Raw genomic sequence first — 16286 nt, 5'->3', positions numbered from 1 at the left:
AAACGTCAGGCGGGGTGCATGTCGGCATAGGCGCGCGCCAGCGGCGGCGGCGAGGGGCTGCGCGCGGCCTCTTCGATCAACCGCGTGCTGGCAGCTTCGATCGAGCTTTCGATGCGCTTGCGAAATTCCGCCCTCGGCAGGCCCGGAGGAAGCGGCGGCAGGAATTCGACGACGATCGTTCCCGGATAGCGCCACAGGCTGCGCCGCGGCCAGAACAGTCCCGAATTGAGTGCCAGCGGCACGGTAACGACGCCCAACGCCTCATAAAGCGCGACGTAGCCGGGCTTATAATCGGGCGGCGCACCCGGAATGGTCCTGGTCCCCTCGGGAAAGATGACCACTTCACGGTTGATGCTGATCCGCTGCCGCGCGTCGCGGATCAATGATTTGAGCGCCGCCGAGGCCTTCTCCCGTTTGACCAGGATGTGCTCGAACTTCACGCAGAACCAGCCGTAGAACGGGATCCACTTCAACTCGTCCTTCAGCACGATCGCCGGATCGCGAAAGAGCGAGATCAGACCGAACGTATCCCACGCAGATTGATGCTTGGAGATGACGAGACAGCCCGTCTTCGGCAGGTTTTCATGGCCGCGAACCTCGAGCTTCGTTCCGCAGATCAGCCGCAGCAGCCAGACGCAGGTGCGGCCGTGAACTTCGAGGCCCTTCATCGCCCACGGTCTCGGACCGACCAGCAGCCACGATCCGAGCACGAGATAAAGGGCCGTCACGACATAGAAGACGACGAAGTAGACCAACGATCTGACGATCACCACCGGACCCGGCCCGGCCACTGCAGGCTCAGCCATCAGCCCGCTTCTCCGGCGCAATCGCGACGGACTGGCCGTCGTGCCAGTCGATGATGCGCTGGGCGGTGAGACGGGCAACCGCCGGCAGGAATTTCAGATATTCCGACAGCAGCACGCGCGTCGTCGCCGAATGCAGCCACCACGCCGATTCCGGGAAGCGTCGCGGCGTGACCGCATAAGGCAGCAGCGTCACGCCCGGCATGACGAGCGCCAGTTCCGCCAGACTGCGGGGCATGTGGTAGCGCGATGTCACGATGATGAGCTTCGTATATCCATTTGAATTGGCCCAGGTTCGCGTCTCGTCGGCATTGCCGACAGTGTCGAGCGCTTCATAGCCGAGATCGACGCAGCAGTTGAAGAGCTTCTTGTTGATGCCCAGCAGGTGCTGCATCTCCTCGCGGCTGACCTTGCGGTTGACGCCCGAAATGAGCATCCGCTTGGCCCGACCCTCGCTCATCAGCTTGGCGCCGGCTTCGATCCGATTGTCGCCTCCTGTCAGCACGACGATGCCATCGGCTTTGTCCCAGCCGGTGGCGTCGTCGCGGGTCACCGAAACCGCGAAAAGCACGAATCCGAACACCAGCACGGCCGCGCCGAGCGCCAGCATCAGGACCAATGTTTTCGAGATCATTCGCATGGTCGACGTATGTAGGTTCTGTGTCACCCTCTGTCGGGCAGGCCGCGGCGCGCGACTCTAACTGATTTTCGCGCCGACAGGCAGTCTGCCCATGGCCCCCGCCGGTGGATGTGCGACGCAAATCACAGATTTACTCTGATGATTTTTCAGGCGGCTGAAGGGCTAATGCTTGCCGTTCAAGATCCGGTAAACGCCCATCCGCGACGTCACCATGCACAGTCCCGCGATCGTGACAACCACGAACCCGAGGATCACGTAGCCGAGGGCGTCCAGCGACCCCGTTCCGATCAGGCGCTGCATTTCCACCGCGCTGACGGCTCCGCCTCCGAGCAGCTCGGTGATGGCAGGCATGCTCATGAAGACGAGCATCGCAAACGCTGCGCCGACGATCCCGGCTTTGATCCCCAGCCGCAGGAAATGCTTCTCGAACTCGCGCGAAATGAATTTGTCGGTCGCGCCGACGAAGTGCAGCACCTCGACGATCTCGCGGTTGGACGCCATGGCGCTCCTCGTCGCCGACACGATGATCGCCGTCGTCGCGGCGCCGACCAGCGCCAGGATCGCGAGGCCGCCCAGGGCGAACGATCGTGTCACCGCCCGGATCTGCTGTTGCCAGCGGCGATGATCGTCGAGCGAAACGCCTTTGAAGTCGTTGGTGAGTGATGTTCCGACGCCGGCGAGATCCGGCGGATCGCTGCGATCCACTTCGACCGCGATCAGCCGCGGCACCGGCAATGACTTCAGCGCGTCCGCCGATCCGAGCCACGGCTGCAGCAGCGCCGCCGATTGATCGAGGCTGATCGCATTGACGTTGGCAATGCCGCGCTGCTTCTGCAGAAACGTCACGACGTCGGTAATCGTCTTTTCGACGTCGCCGTTGTCCTGCGGAATGACCTGCACCGTCACTTCGCTGGCGATATCGCTGAGCCACGCATCCGACGATTCCTTGATCATCCAGACCGCGCCGGCCGTCAGGCAGGCAAGAAAGCACATGATCGCGATCACGAGCGTCAGCGACCGGCCGGTCACCGAGCCCGGCGGCACGACGGGCGCCGTCACCTTCATCTTGCGGCCGCGATCGCGATCTTTCTCGCGAGAGGGCGCCTTGAGGTCGCGCTGAGGATCGTCGGCGCTGAGCGCAGGCTCAGGCCCGAATGCCGGATAGCCGCCGGTGCGCGACGACACGCCCGTCACCGGATCGTCATAAGGATCGTAACCGGGCATCGGCATCGCCGGCTCGGCCCGTCCGGTGAAGCGGCTAGATGATCCGGACATGGCCCTTGTGCACCTCGATGCGCGGCGCCTTGAACTGCCGCATGAGTTGATGGTCGTGCGTCGCGATCACGACGGACGTCCCGAGCCGGTTGAGTTCGACGAACAGGCGCAGAAGCCTCCGCGCCATCTGCGGGTCTACGTTGCCGGTGGGCTCGTCGGCCAGCAGAACTTCGGGCTTGCCGATGACCGCGCGCGCGATCGCCGCTCTTTGCTTCTCGCCGCCCGACAGAACCGATGGGTTGGCATACATCCGGTCGCCGAGGCCGACCCATTGCAGCAGATCGGTAACGTCTTCCCGGTAGTCCGAAGGCTTCTTCCCGATCACCTGCAGCGGCAAGGCGACGTTTTCCCAGATCGTCAGATGATCGAGCAGCCGGAAATCCTGAAACACGATGCCGATGCGCCGTCGCATCTCGGCGCGCATCTGCGGCCTCACGCGGGTGACATCCTCGCTGAACATGCGCAACTCGCCGCGCGTCGGATGCAGCGACATGAACATGAGGCGCAGCAGCGAGGTTTTTCCGGCGCCCGATTCCCCATGCAGAAAGTGGAAGGATCCGGGCCGCAGATGGAATGTCACATCTGACAGCACCTCAGGCCCGCCTTCGTATTTCAGTCCGACATTCGTCAAGCGAATCAAGAGGAATTAGCCTTGGCAGTGGAAATTCTGGGCTCTTTGAGGATCCCCGTGTTTATAGACACGGCGAAGACACAATGATCAATCGATTACGATTGTGGCGCGGTCGTGTACACAGGAACATTCAAGAATGCCGAGCGCCGGCACGAGCAGGACATGGATATGCGCGATTCAAACGCCGACCCCACTATCGAAACGATCTACTCAGCAGAGGAAATCCGTGCCCGTCTCCAGGTGCTTGCTTCCGAAATCGCTGCTAAAAAGCCTCAAAATCTGCTGGTCGTTCCGGTTTTGAAGGGCAGCTTCGTCTTTGCCGCCGATCTGATCAGGGCGCTGCACACTGCCGGCCTTACGCCTGAGGTCGATTTTTTGACGCTGTCCAGTTATCGTAAAAGCCGGGTTTCCTCCGGCCAGGTGTCGATTTTGCGCGACCTCGACCTCGACGTGCAGAACCGCCACGTCATTTTGATCGATGATGTGCTCGATTCCGGCCGCACGTTGGCCTTCGCCAAGGATCTGATTGCCGCCCGCGGCGCCGGTCTCATCGAAACGTGCGTTTTGCTCGACAAGAAAGCATCGCGCGCCGTATCGATCGAACCGGATTACTGCGCTTTCGAGTGCCCGGACGTGTTCGTAGTCGGCTACGGCATGGACGTGGCGCATCGCTACCGCGAGCTGCCGTTCGTCGGCCGCATCGTCGATTAGGTCTTGAACAGGGGTTCGAGGGAGGGGCTGAATGGCGACGATCCTGCTGGCCGACGATGACGCCGCCGTGCGGGACCTCGTCCGCCGCGCCCTGACCTCCGACGGCCATACCGTGCACGTGACCCAGGATGGCCTCGAAGCGCTCGAGGCGCTCGAATCCGGAAACGCCAAGGTCGATATTTTGATCTCGGACGTCGATATGCCTCAGCTCGACGGCATATCGCTGGCGGAAAAGGCCTTAGCGCTAAAGCCCGGGCTTGCCGTCGTGCTGATGTCGGGCTTCTCAGATCAGCTCGAACGCGCGGCAAGACTGCGCGCGCGCCGGTTGCTGTCGATCTCGAAGCCGTTCACTCTCGATCAGATCAAACAGGTCGTAAAGAGCGTGCTGGCTTAGTCTCGCCTTCGCCCTGCGGCTTGATCAGCCAGGTCAGCCACAGCGTCGTGAGCGCCGCTAGAACGAACGCCAGCGCAAACCACGACGTAGCGGCGGCAAGACCCGCCGCGGCTGCCCAGAACACCGACGAAAACGCTTCCGAGAATGTCGCGATCTTGGTCGCCGTCTGCCGCCGCCGGAATTGCGTGCGACGCGCCGTGCTCTTGAACCACAATTGGATGACGACCGCCGAGATGCTTGCCGCCGCCACCGCCGAGGCCGTCGCCAGCGCGCCCGAATAGGACAGAAACGCCATTCCGACGACGAATGGCGCGGCGACGCACGCGATGATCATCAGCACGGCTTCGATCTTGGCACGAATGGCGGCAGCTTTATCGATTGGCGCGGTCGCGATGAGATCAGGCGCATCCTCGCCCGAGATCGTCAGCCATGAAAGGCCGCCCGCGAGCTGGCCGAAGGCCATCACCAGAACCGGAGCCAGAATGACCGGACCGTTCGTATCCGTGCCCATGTCGCGCCAAAGCAGTAGCGCCGGTGGCAGCAAATAGAGAATTTGCATCAGCGTCTGCGACAACAGCCACGGGTCGCGGGCAAGCAGGATAAGCTCCTTTCGCCGCAGCGCGCCGACCCGTGTCACCGCCCGAAACGCGTTGTGGAACGCTTTATTGTCTCTCTGCTCCGCGTTGGCGCCCGAGGCCGCGATGGCATTGCTGCCGAACTGCGGTCCGAAGAACGCGATGACGGCCGCAAGAAACACAACCCCTCCAAGAACGAGGACGATCGCAGCATTGACATCGCCGAGCACGGCTCTCGCGGGCATCCAGAAGAAACTGTCGAGCGCCGGAGCCGCCCGGCTCACGGCGTCCGAGTTCAGCACTGAGAACCGCGATAACCGCCCGTAAGCGAAAACGGCCGCCACTTGCAACCCGATCAGAAGCGCTGCGCCGACGACCGCCGCTATGATTTGCGCGATGAAGCGCGTCTTCTGCGCTCCTGCAATTCGGAAAAGACCGAGCGTGACGAGAATGGCGAGCCCAGTCGACACCGCGCTGAGGCCGGCGATCACCGCGTAGGCCGATAACCATCTGGGTCCTGCGATCCATGCCGCGGCGTTGATCGCGGGTGCAATCATCGCAGCCGTCATGATCGCTCCGGTTATCGCGATCGAAACAATGCGCACGGCGAAGAGATTGCGCGACGAGGCCGGCGACGAAAGAATGAGGTCGAGATCCGATCGCGCGTAGAATGCCCGCGTCACCTGTTCCACGGCCTGCGACAGCATCATCGAGAAAGTCAGCAGGATCGAAGCGGTCAGCGTGATGAGCGTCGCCTTGCTGGTAAGGTCTGCGCCGATAAGAAAACGCGACAGGACGATATAAGCGAGCCAGTGCAGCAGGGCTGCGAAAACCACAGCGCCGATGAGCAGCGAACGCTCGCGTCGGGTCTGCCCGCCGGACAGCATTTGGACAATGTCGCGCCACGCGAGCCGCAATTCGTGGCGCGCGAACCAGGGAAGACTTGCGCTCGTCATGCGGCGGCGCTCTCTTCAGCGACGAGCGTCAGGAAGATATCTTCAAGATTGCTGTCCTGGCGGCCGGCGCGCGCCCGCAACTCGTCGAGCGTACCCTCGGCGATAAGGCGGCCGCGAGCGATCACGCCGATCCGTTCGGCCATCCGTTCCGCGACTTCGAGAATGTGCGTGGTCATCACCACCGTCGCGCCGTTCGCGACATGCTCTTTCAGCACGGTTTTGACGCGCCGCGCCGAACCCGCATCGAGGCCGGTCAAAGGCTCGTCGAGAATGATCAGCTGCGGCTCGTGAATGAGCGCGCCGGCAAGAGCCACCTTCTGGCGCATGCCCTTCGACAGCCCCTGGCAGCGCGTCCGCGCCTGGGCTTCGAGATCGAGCAGGCCGATGAGATGATGCGCCCGTTCCGTCGCCTTGGCTTCGTCCATGCCCCAAAGGCCGGCGATGAATTCGAGATATTCGATCGGATCGAGCTTGTCGTAGACCAGCGGCTCGTCCGGGACCCAGGCCGTCACGGCTTTCGCCGCCACCGGATCGTTCAACGCATCGACGCCGAGAATGCTGATAGCACCTTCGTCAGGGCGCAGCAGTCCTGCGACCATCCTGAGCGTCGTCGTCTTGCCCGCTCCGTTCGGCCCGAGGAGCGCGTAGAATTCACCGCGCCCGATCGAAAGCGAAAGATTGTCGACCGCCCTCTGCTTGAAGGACTTGGTCAGACCACGGATTTCAAGTGCCGCTGCTTCGCTCATCGCCGGTACGCACAACTCTAACCGATTGGTAAAAACGGTAGGGATGTTTCGACGCTAGAGCATTGTGATTGAGTAAGAGTGAAGGCGGCGCGGGCCGCCTGCGACTCAACCGCCCGTGACGCTCATGTGGCGGCTGACGGCGGGCTTCTTCGTGCGGCGATCGATGATGAAATCGTGGCCTTTCGGCTTTCGCGAAATGGCCTCGACGATGGCAGCACCAAGCAGGGTATCGTCCAGCGAGGCTCTCAGCGGCGCTCTGAGGTCGGCGTCGTCCTCTTGGCCGAGGCACATATAAAGCCGCCCCGTGCACGTCACGCGCACCCGGTTGCAGCTTTCGCAGAAATTGTGCGTCAACGGCGTGATGAAGCCGAGACGGCCGCCGGTCTCTTTCACGGTCACGTAGCGCGCCGGTCCGCCGGTCCGGTACGGATTATCTTCGAGCGTCAACCGGTCCATCAGCCGCGCACGCACGATCGACAGCGGCAAATATTGATCGGTGCGGTCATCGCCGATATCGCCGAGCGGCATCGTCTCGATCAGCGTCAGGTCGGCACCGCGGCCGTGCGCGAAGCGGATGAGGCTCTCGATCTCGTCTTCGTTGATGCCCTTGAGCGCCACCGCGTTGAACTTCACCTTGATGCCCGCGGCCTCCGCCGCATCGACACCGCGCATCACGGTTGCGAGATCGCCCCAACGCGTCACGCGCCGGAACTTATCCGGATCGAGCGTGTCGAGCGAGACGTTGATCCGGCGGACACCTGCAGAATGCAGATCGCGCGCATGTTTTTCGAGCTGGCTGGCGTTGGTCGTCAGCGTCAGCTCGTCGAGGGCACCGGATTCGAGGTGGCGGCCAAGCGCACGGAACAGCCAAAGGATGTTGCGTCGCACCAGAGGTTCGCCGCCGGTGATGCGAAGCTTGCGCACGCCGCGGCGAACGAACGCGGCGCAAAGCCGGTCGAGTTCCTCAAGCGACAGAAGATCCTTCTTTGGCAGGAAGGTCATATGCTCGGTCATGCAATAGACGCAGCGAAAATCGCAGCGATCCGTCACCGAAACGCGCAAATACTCAATCGACCGGCCATAAGGGTCGACCAGCGGCGTTTCGGTAATTGGGGCTGCGCCCTGCATTCAGAACCTTCTCCCGGAGGGGCCTTCCCTTGCTATATCGTGCCTTGGCCCGTCAAGGACAAGCAAAGTCCTCGCGTCACATTTTCCGGCATTGTAGAAAATAGCGGCCGAGGGGAGGGAAACGCCATGAAACCGGTGGGCTACTTCGTTCTGGGGTTCGTCAGCGCATCTGTGCTTTGGCTGATAGCGCTTACAGTCCTGCACGATCAACTGTTTCAGGTCTTTTCGAGCTTTAGCGGCCATTAGGCCCGCTGCCGCACCCGGTTGAACGGGCCGACAGTCCGGGCAATCAGAGCTGCGATATTATCGATATCGTTAAGATCGAATACCGGCTTGCCATGCGCGTCGACGTCGTAATCGGCCGCGATCGCAAGCACCAGCGGATCGGTCGTCGAAAGCAGCTTTTCCGCGGCGACCGCCGCCCGCCGAACTTCGATCTTCGGAATGTTGGCCGACTTGAAACCTTCGACCAGGATGACATCCGACGGCTTCAGTCGCGCCGCCACAGCCTCGAGCGACGGTTCCCCGGCCGAATTGATCTCTTCGATGAACGCGACGCGCGAACCCGACACGATTGCCGTTTCGGCCGCGCCTGCCGCCCGGTGACGTGCCGTATCGCTTCCCGGCGTATCGATATCGAACTTGTGATGCGTGTGCTTGATTGTTGCCACCCGCAGTCCTTCGCCGGAAAAATGCATGGCAAGCTTTTCGATCAGCGTCGTCTTTCCGGAATTCGACCAACCGGCGATGCCGAACAGCGGCAGCGATGCGTGCGATGGAAACGCTTTGCCCAAGACGATTATCCTTCCGTTTGTTTTTGAGCGAGGGCACGGGCAGCGGTGAGATCGTCGTGCGTATTGACGTTGAAGAACGGGTCGATCTCCTGTCCCTCACTGTCGCCCATCGGAAAGTCGACCGCAACTGCATTAAGGTCGGCTGCTAGCCGGTTCGCGCTCAGCGCTTGCCGGTCCAAGGCATCCGCAACCGTCTGGCGCAGTAGCGTCGGCCACAGCCCGATTGTCGGATGGCGTCGCCCTGCCGACCGGGCGATGGCGACCCCTCCGTTGCGCGCTGCATCAAGCTTGGCAACCAGATCATCCGGGAGAAATGGAACATCCGATGAGACAGTCGCGATCAGACGGACCTCGGGGGCATGCTTCGCCGCCCAGTCCATCGCGGTCAGCAGCCCGCTCAGCGGTCCGAGCCCAGGGCTTTCACCATCTGCAACCGTCTCGATCCCGAATGCCGAGAAGCGGTCCGCATCGCCATTGGCGTTCAAAATCAGCCGCCCGACCTGCGGCTTGAAGCGCGCGATCACCCGCGTGAGAATAGGTTCGCCGTCGATATCGGCGAGACCCTTGTCGCCGCCGCCGAAGCGCTGCGAACGCCCGCCCGCCAGTATCACGCCAAGGATGTGTTCGGGCGTCGCCATGCGCCACGATTAGGCTGGCCCGAAAGCAGCCGCAAGCCGCCTGTTTCGAGCTGTGTGCCGCTTGCCGCGTTGGTAAGCGCTTCCCACCGGCCTCCGCTCGACCTATATCGCGCGGATAGAACAGAAAGCGCTTCGGCGCATCGGGAGACAGTCATGTCCGTCGATAAGACACAGGTGCTCGCTGCCCTGCGTCGGGTCAAAGGCCCGGACCTTGAAGGTAATATCGTCGATCTCGGCCTCGTGTCCGAGATCTTCATCAAGGACGATCATCCGTATTTTTCGATCACCATTCCCGCGAGTTCGCGCCGAAGAGCTGGAACAGCTCCGCCTCGCCGCCGAGAAAGTCGTATCGCAAGTCGAAGGCGTTGCAGGTGTCACCGCCGTTCTGACCGCCGAAACGACCGGTGCGTCTCGCGTCGCGGCCGGACCCGTCAAGGCGGTCTCGGGCCCTCGGCCCGAGCATCCCCGCGTGCAAGCCGCCCGCGCCAAGGGAGCGACCGGTGACGGCGCCGGCCCCCGGCAAGCGGCGGCAGGCGGCCAGACGGCTGCAAAGGCCCAAGGCATTCCCGGCGTAAATCACGTGATCGCTGTTGCGTCCGGCAAGGGCGGCGTTGGCAAATCGACAGTCGCCGTCAATCTCGCGCTCGGCCTGCAGGCGCTCGGCCTGAAGGTCGGCATCGTCGACGCCGATATCTACGGCCCCTCGCAGCCGCGCCTCCTCGGCGTAACCGGTAAACCCAAAGTCGCCAACGGTAAGACCATCACGCCGCTCGAAGGGTGGGGACTGAAAGTCATGTCGATGGGCTTCCTCGTCGACGAAGGTACGCCGGTCGTCTGGCGTGGCCCCATGGTCGTCTCGGCTCTGAGCCAGATGCTGCGCGAAACCGACTGGGCCGGATCGACCGGTGATCTCGACGCGCTCATCATCGACATGCCGCCCGGCACCGGCGACGTGCAGTTGACGATCTCGCAAAGCGTTCCTTTGTCCGGTGCCGTCGTCGTCTCGACGCCGCAGGACCTGGCGCTGATCGACGCCCGCAAAGGCATCGCGATGTTCAAGCGCGTCGAAGTCCCCATTCTCGGCATCGTCGAGAACATGAGTTACTTCCTCTGCCCGAAATGCGGTGAGCGAACCGATGTCTTCGGCCACGGCGGCGCTCACGATGAAGCGAAAAAGCTCGGTGTGCCGTTCCTCGGCGAAGTACCGTTGCACATGGATATTCGCGAGATGTCGGATAGCGGCAAGCCCGTAACGGCCGCAGCGCCCGAAAGCCAGTACGCCGGAATTTTCCGTGATATCGCCGCCCGCACGTGGGCCGAAGTCGAGCGCGCCAAAGGCACGCTCACGCCGCCGCCCGCACTCGAAATCATCGACGGCGGCCAGACGCTGAAGGCGGCATTTCCCGACGGCCGCACCTTCGAGCTTCCAGCCGAGTTTCTGCGCGTCGTCAGCCCGTCCGCCGAGGTCCAGGGTCACTCGCCCTCACAGCGCATCACCGTGCCGAGGAAGAAGCACGTCAAAATCACCAGTATGAAGCCTGTCGGCAATTACGCGACCCGCATCGCCTTTGACGACGGTCACAACACCGGCCTCTACACCTGGGGTTATCTCCACCTCATCGGCCGCGAAAAAGAGCAGCGCTGGGGCCAATATCTCGAAGAACTTTCCGCAAAGGGCCTGACGCGTGAATAGGTCCTATTTTTAAAAGAAATAAGAGCTGGTTCACAATTGCAACAACGTGGATGTGTCCTGTTTCTCCGGCTTTTAATTTCGAAGCAAATGTGTTGACGCCACCCTGACTTCGAACTTACCGTTTTCTCATGACATGGGGATGGGGAAGAAAAAGACGGCATAGCGTCTGGGCAGTGTTCGCGCTGCTCGGCGTAATCAATTTCGCGTCTCTTCTTCCAAATCACCTCATTTCCGAATTGAGGCATTTTCTCTTTGTCGCTGATTTCGGCAGCTTCGCCGATTTCATTTGCGAAAGCGGCAAATCGCGCTCCGAGCAGCCCGACGGAAAAACTTCAAATTGCCCGTTCTGCAAAGGTCTCGCAGCGTTCCAACTTGCTGTCACGTCCGCGCCGCCGACGGTCGGCCCTCTCGTCGCGACCGGCCAGAAAATTGATGCGAGCGAAGCAGCACTCCTCGCCATTGTCTTTCTTGTAAGAGCACGAAGCCGCGGTCCCCCCGCGTTCGTCTGATCTCGTTCTGAATCGTCCGCTGGTGCGGATGGTTCGCCATAACTCAATCAGATCACTCGAGAATGACCGAGCCGCGTCCGGCGATACGGGCGCTGGCACCGGTCACGTGGGGAATGCTCATGTACCATAGCCGGCGAACTCAGCTGCTCAGCGCAGCTGCAACGACCGTTATTGCCTTCTGTCTTCAAAGCAGAGCCGCAACGGCACAAGAATCTGCAGACCAAACCAAAGAGATGCCACCCGTCGTTGTTCAGCAGAAAGGCGAAGCAACGCAAAAGACGGCCAAGAAAAAAGCTCCGACGCCTTCACCGCAGAATGCAGTGACCGCGCCCCCGAAGGCTCAGCCGACCGATACGACTTTCGCTGACGGCGTCGGCTCGAAAGGCCTCGCCGTTCCTCTGACGACCACGCGTTTGACAAAAAAAGCCATCCAGTCGCAGCTGCCAAATACGAACGACACCGCGCAGATTCTGACCAAAGTGCCGGGGGTGAGCGTCTACACGTCAGGCGGCATTTCGAGCTTGCCCGCTATTAACGGCCTGAACGGCGACCGCGCCAAGGTTCTGATCAACGGTATGGTCATCTCGCCGGCCTGCACCAATCAGATGAACCCGCCGCTTTCCTATATCGATCCATCGCAGGTGGCGATGGCCGAGGTGATTGCAGGCGTGACGCCGGTCAGCAAGGGCGGCGACAGTCTTGGCGGCACGATCATCGTCGAATCGCGTCCGCCGGAGTTCGCCGACGTAGATGAAGGAGTGCGGACCTCTGGCAGCATATCCGCATTCTATCGCAGCAACGGCGACGGCGTGACCACGTCGGCTCACGCAGAGGCCGCGACGCAGAACTTCAGCATTGGTTACTCGGGCGCTTGGGCAAAATCCGACGATTATTCCCGAGGCGACGATGGCCCGATCGTTCGCTCGACGCTTTATGAAGCATACAACCATTCGCTGACGCTGGGCATCAAGAACGGCGAAGATATCTTCACCTTCCAGGGCATCTATGCGTCGGTTCCCTATCAGGGCTTCGTCAACCAGCGGATGGATATGGTCGACAATGACGCCTGGCTCTTCAACCTGCGCTCGCTGACGCATCATGATTGGGGCACGCTCGATTTTCGCGCGTTCTATCACGAAACCAAGCATCGGATGGACATGCTGGCGGATAAATCCGGCGTCATGCCGATGAGCGTCGACGGCACCGACGCCGGCTATTCCGTTAAAGCCGAAATCCCGCTTACGACTGTCGATATTCTTCGCGTCGGCAATGAATTCCATCGCCAGACGCTGAACGATTGGTGGCCGCCGGTCGCGGGCATGGCTCCGATGATGGGGCCGGATACGTTCGTCGACATCAATCACGGAACTCGCGAGCGGCTTGGCACCTTCGCGGAGTGGGAGCACCGCTGGGATCCTGCCTGGAGCACGCTTATCGGTGTCCGCAACGACATGGTGTGGATGGATACCGGCGACGTCACCGGCTACAGCTCAATGTACGCAGCCGATGCGGCCGCCTTCAATGCGCGCAGTCATGAGCGCACCGACGCAAACTTCGACGTCACCGCACTGACCCGCTACGAACCGTCGGCGAACGAGACTTATGAAGTTGGTTACGCTCGCAAGACGCGCTCGCCAAATCTCTACGAGCGATACGCGTGGAGCACTGGTGCTATGGCCGCCGATATGATCGGCTGGTACGGCGACGCCAACGGCTATGTCGGCAATCTCGACTTAAAGCCCGAGATCGGCAACACCGTAAGCGTCACAGCCGGCTGGCACGATCGTGAGCGCCGCGTGTGGGACATCAAGGTCACTCCATACTACACGTATGTGCAAGACTACATCGATGCCAACTTCCTGAAGTCGCAATCGAGCATGAGCGGTATGGACATGGGCGGCATGAGCGCGATGGCGATGCAGTCGAGCGAGTTCGTGACGCTGCAGTTTGCCAACCATGACGCGCAGCTCTATGGCGTCAATGTCTCGGGCAGCGTCAATTTCTGGGAAAGCTCCGTCTATGGCCAATTCGGCCTCTCCGGCATCGTCGGCTACGTCAACGGTGAAAACCTCGATACCGGCGACGCACTCTATCACATGATGCCGCTCAACGCCCAGCTGACGCTCAGCCATCAGCTCGGCAACTGGTCGAATGCCGTCCAGCTGACGATGGTCAACGCCAAGGACGACGTCAACGAGCTGCGTCACGAGCCGACGACGCCCGGCTATGCGCTTGTCGATCTGCGATCGAGCTATCAGTGGCAGAACGTGCGTTTCGACTTCGCCATCGAAAACTTGTTCGACAAGCTCTATTACCCGCCGCTCGGCGGAGTTGATTGGGCGGACTACGCCGCGGCAGGCGAGGTCGGCCTGATCTCACCCGTGCCTGGACAAGGCCGCTCGTTCAACGCCGGAGTAACCGTGGCGTTCTAGGAAATAGCGATGATACAGCGTGGCCGGAGGTGTGTTTCTTCCGGCCACGCGATCCCAATTACCGTGCCACCTCGGCGGCCTTCAGCTTCTTGATGGCGGCCTCGATCGGTGCAAACGGCCCATACTTGTGTTGCTCGGCGGGGAAATCGTCGGCATACGGCCCGTATGGCGTATCGACAGGCTTTTCGAGCTTGTTCGGATAGTCCTCATCCAAATTCGGCTTGACCGGGCGGGGCTGCGAAACGATGTAGGCCGCAACGTCCCAGGCATCCTCGGTCGATAGAGTGGGATTATTCCACGTCGTGCCGGCGGGCATATCGCTGTGCAAGAAGTTCGCGGTGTAGATCAGCCTGTCCATACCGGCGCCGTTGTTGAAACTATCCGGCCCCCAAAGCGGCGGAAACACATAGCCTTTTGCATCGCCGATTTTGCCGACGCGCTGGCCTTCCCCTTGATTTCCATGGCAGGCCGCGCATGTGTTTGCGAAGATCGTGCGGCCTTTGACAGGATCGGCTGCGCGGTTGAGTTCCGGCATCCTGCCGCTGCCGTCACCATACGTCGCGCCGCCGACCGGACGCCCCGTCGAAAGAAATTTCAAATACGAGACGAGAGCCAGCATTTCGGCGCCTTCGGCCGGCAGAGGTTGGCCGTTCATGCTCCGCTCCATGCAACCTTGAATGCGATCCTCGATCGTCCCGACGCTTCCCGTGCGTGAGATATATGCCGGGAAGTCGCCATAGACGCCGATCAGCGGAAGCGCGAATTCAACCGTGCCGGCGTTGATGTGGCAGCTCTGGCAGTCGAGATTATTGCCAGCAAATCGCTTCGAGGCGTCTGCCACCTCCGGACCAATGAGGGTCGACGTCTTGCTGATCAGATCGCGGCCGTATCGCACGGTACGACCCCAGACGTCGTCCGGCAATTTATCGATGTCTGGAACCGTCCAGGCCTCTTCCTTCGCCGTCGGAGCCGCGGATTTCGGCGTGTCCTCGGCCAGGCTAGTCCGTGATGCTGCGCCAGCGAGCAACGCCAGCGAGCCCGCGCAAAGCAAAAGTGAAAATCTGGTTGTGACCATGGCTCACACCGTTTTGAAGCGAGCCGGAATTATGAAGAATCGCCCGACTTTGTCAGCATGTTCTTGGCGACATGCCTACCGCTATATGAGCGTCGCCCTGCGCATTTCTTCGCTGTCGCAGCGAAACATCGACGACGACTGTCATCCCCGAGGGCTTGCCCCGAGGATCACAGTCGTCAATTCCGTTCTTCCGGCACGATCGAAAATTCAAGCTTTTCGCCGGCGCGCAGGACGGTCGCGAGCACCTTCTGATTGATATGCTTCGCATCAAGCACGCGAGCGACGTCATCGACGCCCGCGATCGCCGCGCCGTCGAGCGCGATCATGATGTCGCCGGCCTTGAGGCCCGCCGTCTCCGCCGGTCCCGGGCTCTGCACGCTGCGAATTCCGATCGCGCCAGCCTGCGTCAAACCGAGCGCGTGGCGAATCCGTTGCGGCAGTGCGACATGCTCCGCCACGATGCCGAGCACACCGCGCCGAACCCGGCCATGGCTGAGGATCTGCGTCAGCACGTATTCCGCCGTGTTCGACGCCACCGCGAAGCATAGCCCCTGCGCGCCCATGATCGTCGCGGTGTTGATGCCGATGACATGCCCCGACGAATTGACGAGCGGTCCGCCCGAGTTACCCGGGTTGAGCGCAGCGTCCGTCTGGACGACGTCGTCGATCAGGCGTCCATTCTCGGCCCTGAGAGATCGTCCGACGGCGCTGATGATGCCGGCCGTCACGCTCGACTGAAAGCCCAGCGGATTGCCGATCGCGATTGCGATCTGTCCGGGCCGCAGCTTCTTGGAATTCGCAAGGCGCGCGAATTTCAGTCGCTCCGTCGTCTCTGCGCGCAGCACCGCGATATCGGTATCCGGATCGCGGCCGACGAGGCGTGCTCCGAAGCGTTGTCCGTCGCTTTGAACGAGCGCGATCGACTGCGCCCCCTCGATGACGTGGTTGTTGGTGAGCACGAGGCCGTCCGGCGATACGACCACCCCGCTGCCTGAACCTTGCCCTGTTCGGCCGCCGCGCGTGCTTTTCACCTGCACGTGCACGACGGCAGGCGACACCGCATCGACGACGTCGACGACGGCATTGCTGTAAGCGTCCATGAGGGCGGTATCATCGCGCGCAACGGCGTTCGGCAGAACGCTCTCGCGTTCTGCGCCGGAGTCATCGAAAACGCGGAAAATGCTGTAATCCATGATGCACCTGATGAGAATGACGTCGCGGATAGATGGCGACGGTCATCAATCTCATCAAGGCCCGCCCCTGGGGGGCCGGCTCTTCGTGAGTAT

At 61.6% G+C, this 16286-nt stretch carries 16 protein-coding genes and 1 pseudogene; 6 read left to right on the top strand and 11 right to left on the bottom strand.

From position 1 onward, the window contains the following. Window positions 1–5 precede the first annotated feature (5 nt). From QM780_RS12540 to ftsE, 4 genes are all read right to left on the bottom strand, one after another. Window positions 6–806, bottom strand: a complete 801-nt coding sequence (locus tag QM780_RS12540) for a lysophospholipid acyltransferase family protein (protein ID WP_415070791.1) — start codon at window positions 804–806, stop codon at window positions 6–8. Further along, a complete protein-coding gene (locus tag QM780_RS12535; RefSeq protein WP_415070790.1) occupies window positions 799–1437 on the bottom strand; it encodes a YdcF family protein in 639 nt (212 codons plus the stop codon). Before QM780_RS12535 ends, QM780_RS12540 begins: the two co-directional genes overlap by 8 nt. A 168-nt stretch (window positions 1438–1605) precedes the next feature. Further along, on the bottom strand, window positions 1606–2718 hold the full coding sequence (locus tag QM780_RS12530) for a cell division protein FtsX (protein ID WP_415070789.1): 1113 nt from the start codon (window positions 2716–2718) through the stop codon (window positions 1606–1608). Then, on the bottom strand, window positions 2702–3358 hold the full coding sequence (gene ftsE / locus QM780_RS12525) for a cell division ATP-binding protein FtsE (protein WP_415070788.1): 657 nt from the start codon (window positions 3356–3358) through the stop codon (window positions 2702–2704). The genes QM780_RS12530 and ftsE overlap by 17 nt, the downstream gene beginning before the upstream one ends. Before the next feature lie 159 nt (window positions 3359–3517). On the opposite strand from ftsE, the gene hpt reads away from it, so the two are divergent. Continuing rightward, window positions 3518–4060, top strand: coding sequence for a hypoxanthine phosphoribosyltransferase (gene hpt / locus QM780_RS12520; protein WP_415072037.1), 543 nt, complete (start codon window positions 3518–3520; stop codon window positions 4058–4060). A 31-nt stretch (window positions 4061–4091) separates the two neighbouring features. Continuing rightward, window positions 4092–4454, top strand: a complete 363-nt coding sequence (locus QM780_RS12515; protein WP_415070787.1) for a response regulator — start codon at window positions 4092–4094, stop codon at window positions 4452–4454. On the opposite strand, the gene QM780_RS12510 is transcribed toward QM780_RS12515, so the two are convergent. From QM780_RS12510 to mobA, 5 genes are all read right to left on the bottom strand, one after another. Then, entirely contained in the window at window positions 4423–5985 is a 1563-nt protein-coding gene (locus QM780_RS12510; protein WP_415070786.1) for a permease, read from the bottom strand. The genes QM780_RS12515 and QM780_RS12510 overlap by 32 nt on opposite strands. Beyond that, window positions 5982–6731 carry an ABC transporter ATP-binding protein gene (locus QM780_RS12505; RefSeq protein ID WP_415070785.1) on the bottom strand — a complete coding sequence of 250 codons (750 nt, stop codon included), beginning with the start codon at window positions 6729–6731 and terminating at the stop codon, window positions 5982–5984. Before QM780_RS12505 ends, QM780_RS12510 begins: the two co-directional genes overlap by 4 nt. A gap of 105 nt (window positions 6732–6836) precedes the next feature. After that, window positions 6837–7859 carry a GTP 3',8-cyclase MoaA gene (moaA, locus tag QM780_RS12500; protein WP_415070784.1) on the bottom strand — a complete coding sequence of 341 codons (1023 nt, stop codon included), beginning with the start codon at window positions 7857–7859 and terminating at the stop codon, window positions 6837–6839. 242 nt (window positions 7860–8101) lie between these two features. Continuing rightward, the gene (gene mobB, locus QM780_RS12495) at window positions 8102–8662 is read right to left on the bottom strand and encodes a molybdopterin-guanine dinucleotide biosynthesis protein B (RefSeq protein ID WP_415072036.1); all 561 of its coding nucleotides are present in this window, start codon (window positions 8660–8662) and stop codon (window positions 8102–8104) included. Next, complete coding sequence (gene mobA, locus QM780_RS12490; protein WP_415070783.1) at window positions 8659–9291, bottom strand: molybdenum cofactor guanylyltransferase MobA; 633 nt, start codon at window positions 9289–9291, stop codon at window positions 8659–8661. The genes mobB and mobA overlap by 4 nt, the downstream gene beginning before the upstream one ends. Before the next feature lie 153 nt (window positions 9292–9444). Between mobA and QM780_RS12485 the strand changes: the two are divergent. The 4 genes and pseudogenes from QM780_RS12485 to QM780_RS12470 form a co-directional block, all read left to right on the top strand. Continuing rightward, window positions 9445–10627: pseudogene (locus QM780_RS12485) on the top strand (P-loop NTPase); the annotation flags it as partial. Between the two features lie 30 nt (window positions 10628–10657). Then, complete coding sequence (locus QM780_RS12480) at window positions 10658–10984, top strand: gamma-butyrobetaine hydroxylase-like domain-containing protein (RefSeq protein WP_415072035.1); 327 nt, start codon at window positions 10658–10660, stop codon at window positions 10982–10984. Between the two features lie 173 nt (window positions 10985–11157). Further along, entirely contained in the window at window positions 11158–11493 is a 336-nt protein-coding gene (locus QM780_RS12475; protein ID WP_415070782.1) for a DUF2946 domain-containing protein, read from the top strand. A gap of 233 nt (window positions 11494–11726) precedes the next feature. After that, window positions 11727–13925: a TonB-dependent receptor gene (locus tag QM780_RS12470; RefSeq protein ID WP_415070781.1), complete on the top strand. Its 2199-nt coding sequence runs from the start codon at window positions 11727–11729 to the stop codon at window positions 13923–13925. Window positions 13926–13983: 58 nt separating this feature from the next. Here the strand turns inward: QM780_RS12470 and QM780_RS12465 are convergent, their stop codons facing one another. Beyond that, window positions 13984–15000 (bottom strand): c-type cytochrome, encoded by a 1017-nt coding sequence (locus QM780_RS12465; protein WP_415070780.1) that lies wholly within the window; start codon window positions 14998–15000, stop codon window positions 13984–13986. A gap of 176 nt (window positions 15001–15176) precedes the next feature. Continuing rightward, the gene (locus QM780_RS12460) at window positions 15177–16193 is read right to left on the bottom strand and encodes a S1C family serine protease (protein ID WP_415070779.1); all 1017 of its coding nucleotides are present in this window, start codon (window positions 16191–16193) and stop codon (window positions 15177–15179) included. Window positions 16194–16286 lie beyond the last annotated feature (93 nt).

The sequence above is a fragment of the Hyphomicrobium sp. genome (assembly GCF_047600905.1).
Lineage (GTDB): Bacteria > Pseudomonadota > Alphaproteobacteria > Rhizobiales > Hyphomicrobiaceae > Hyphomicrobium_B.
This window is presented reverse-complemented; position numbering and strand designations above follow the sequence as displayed.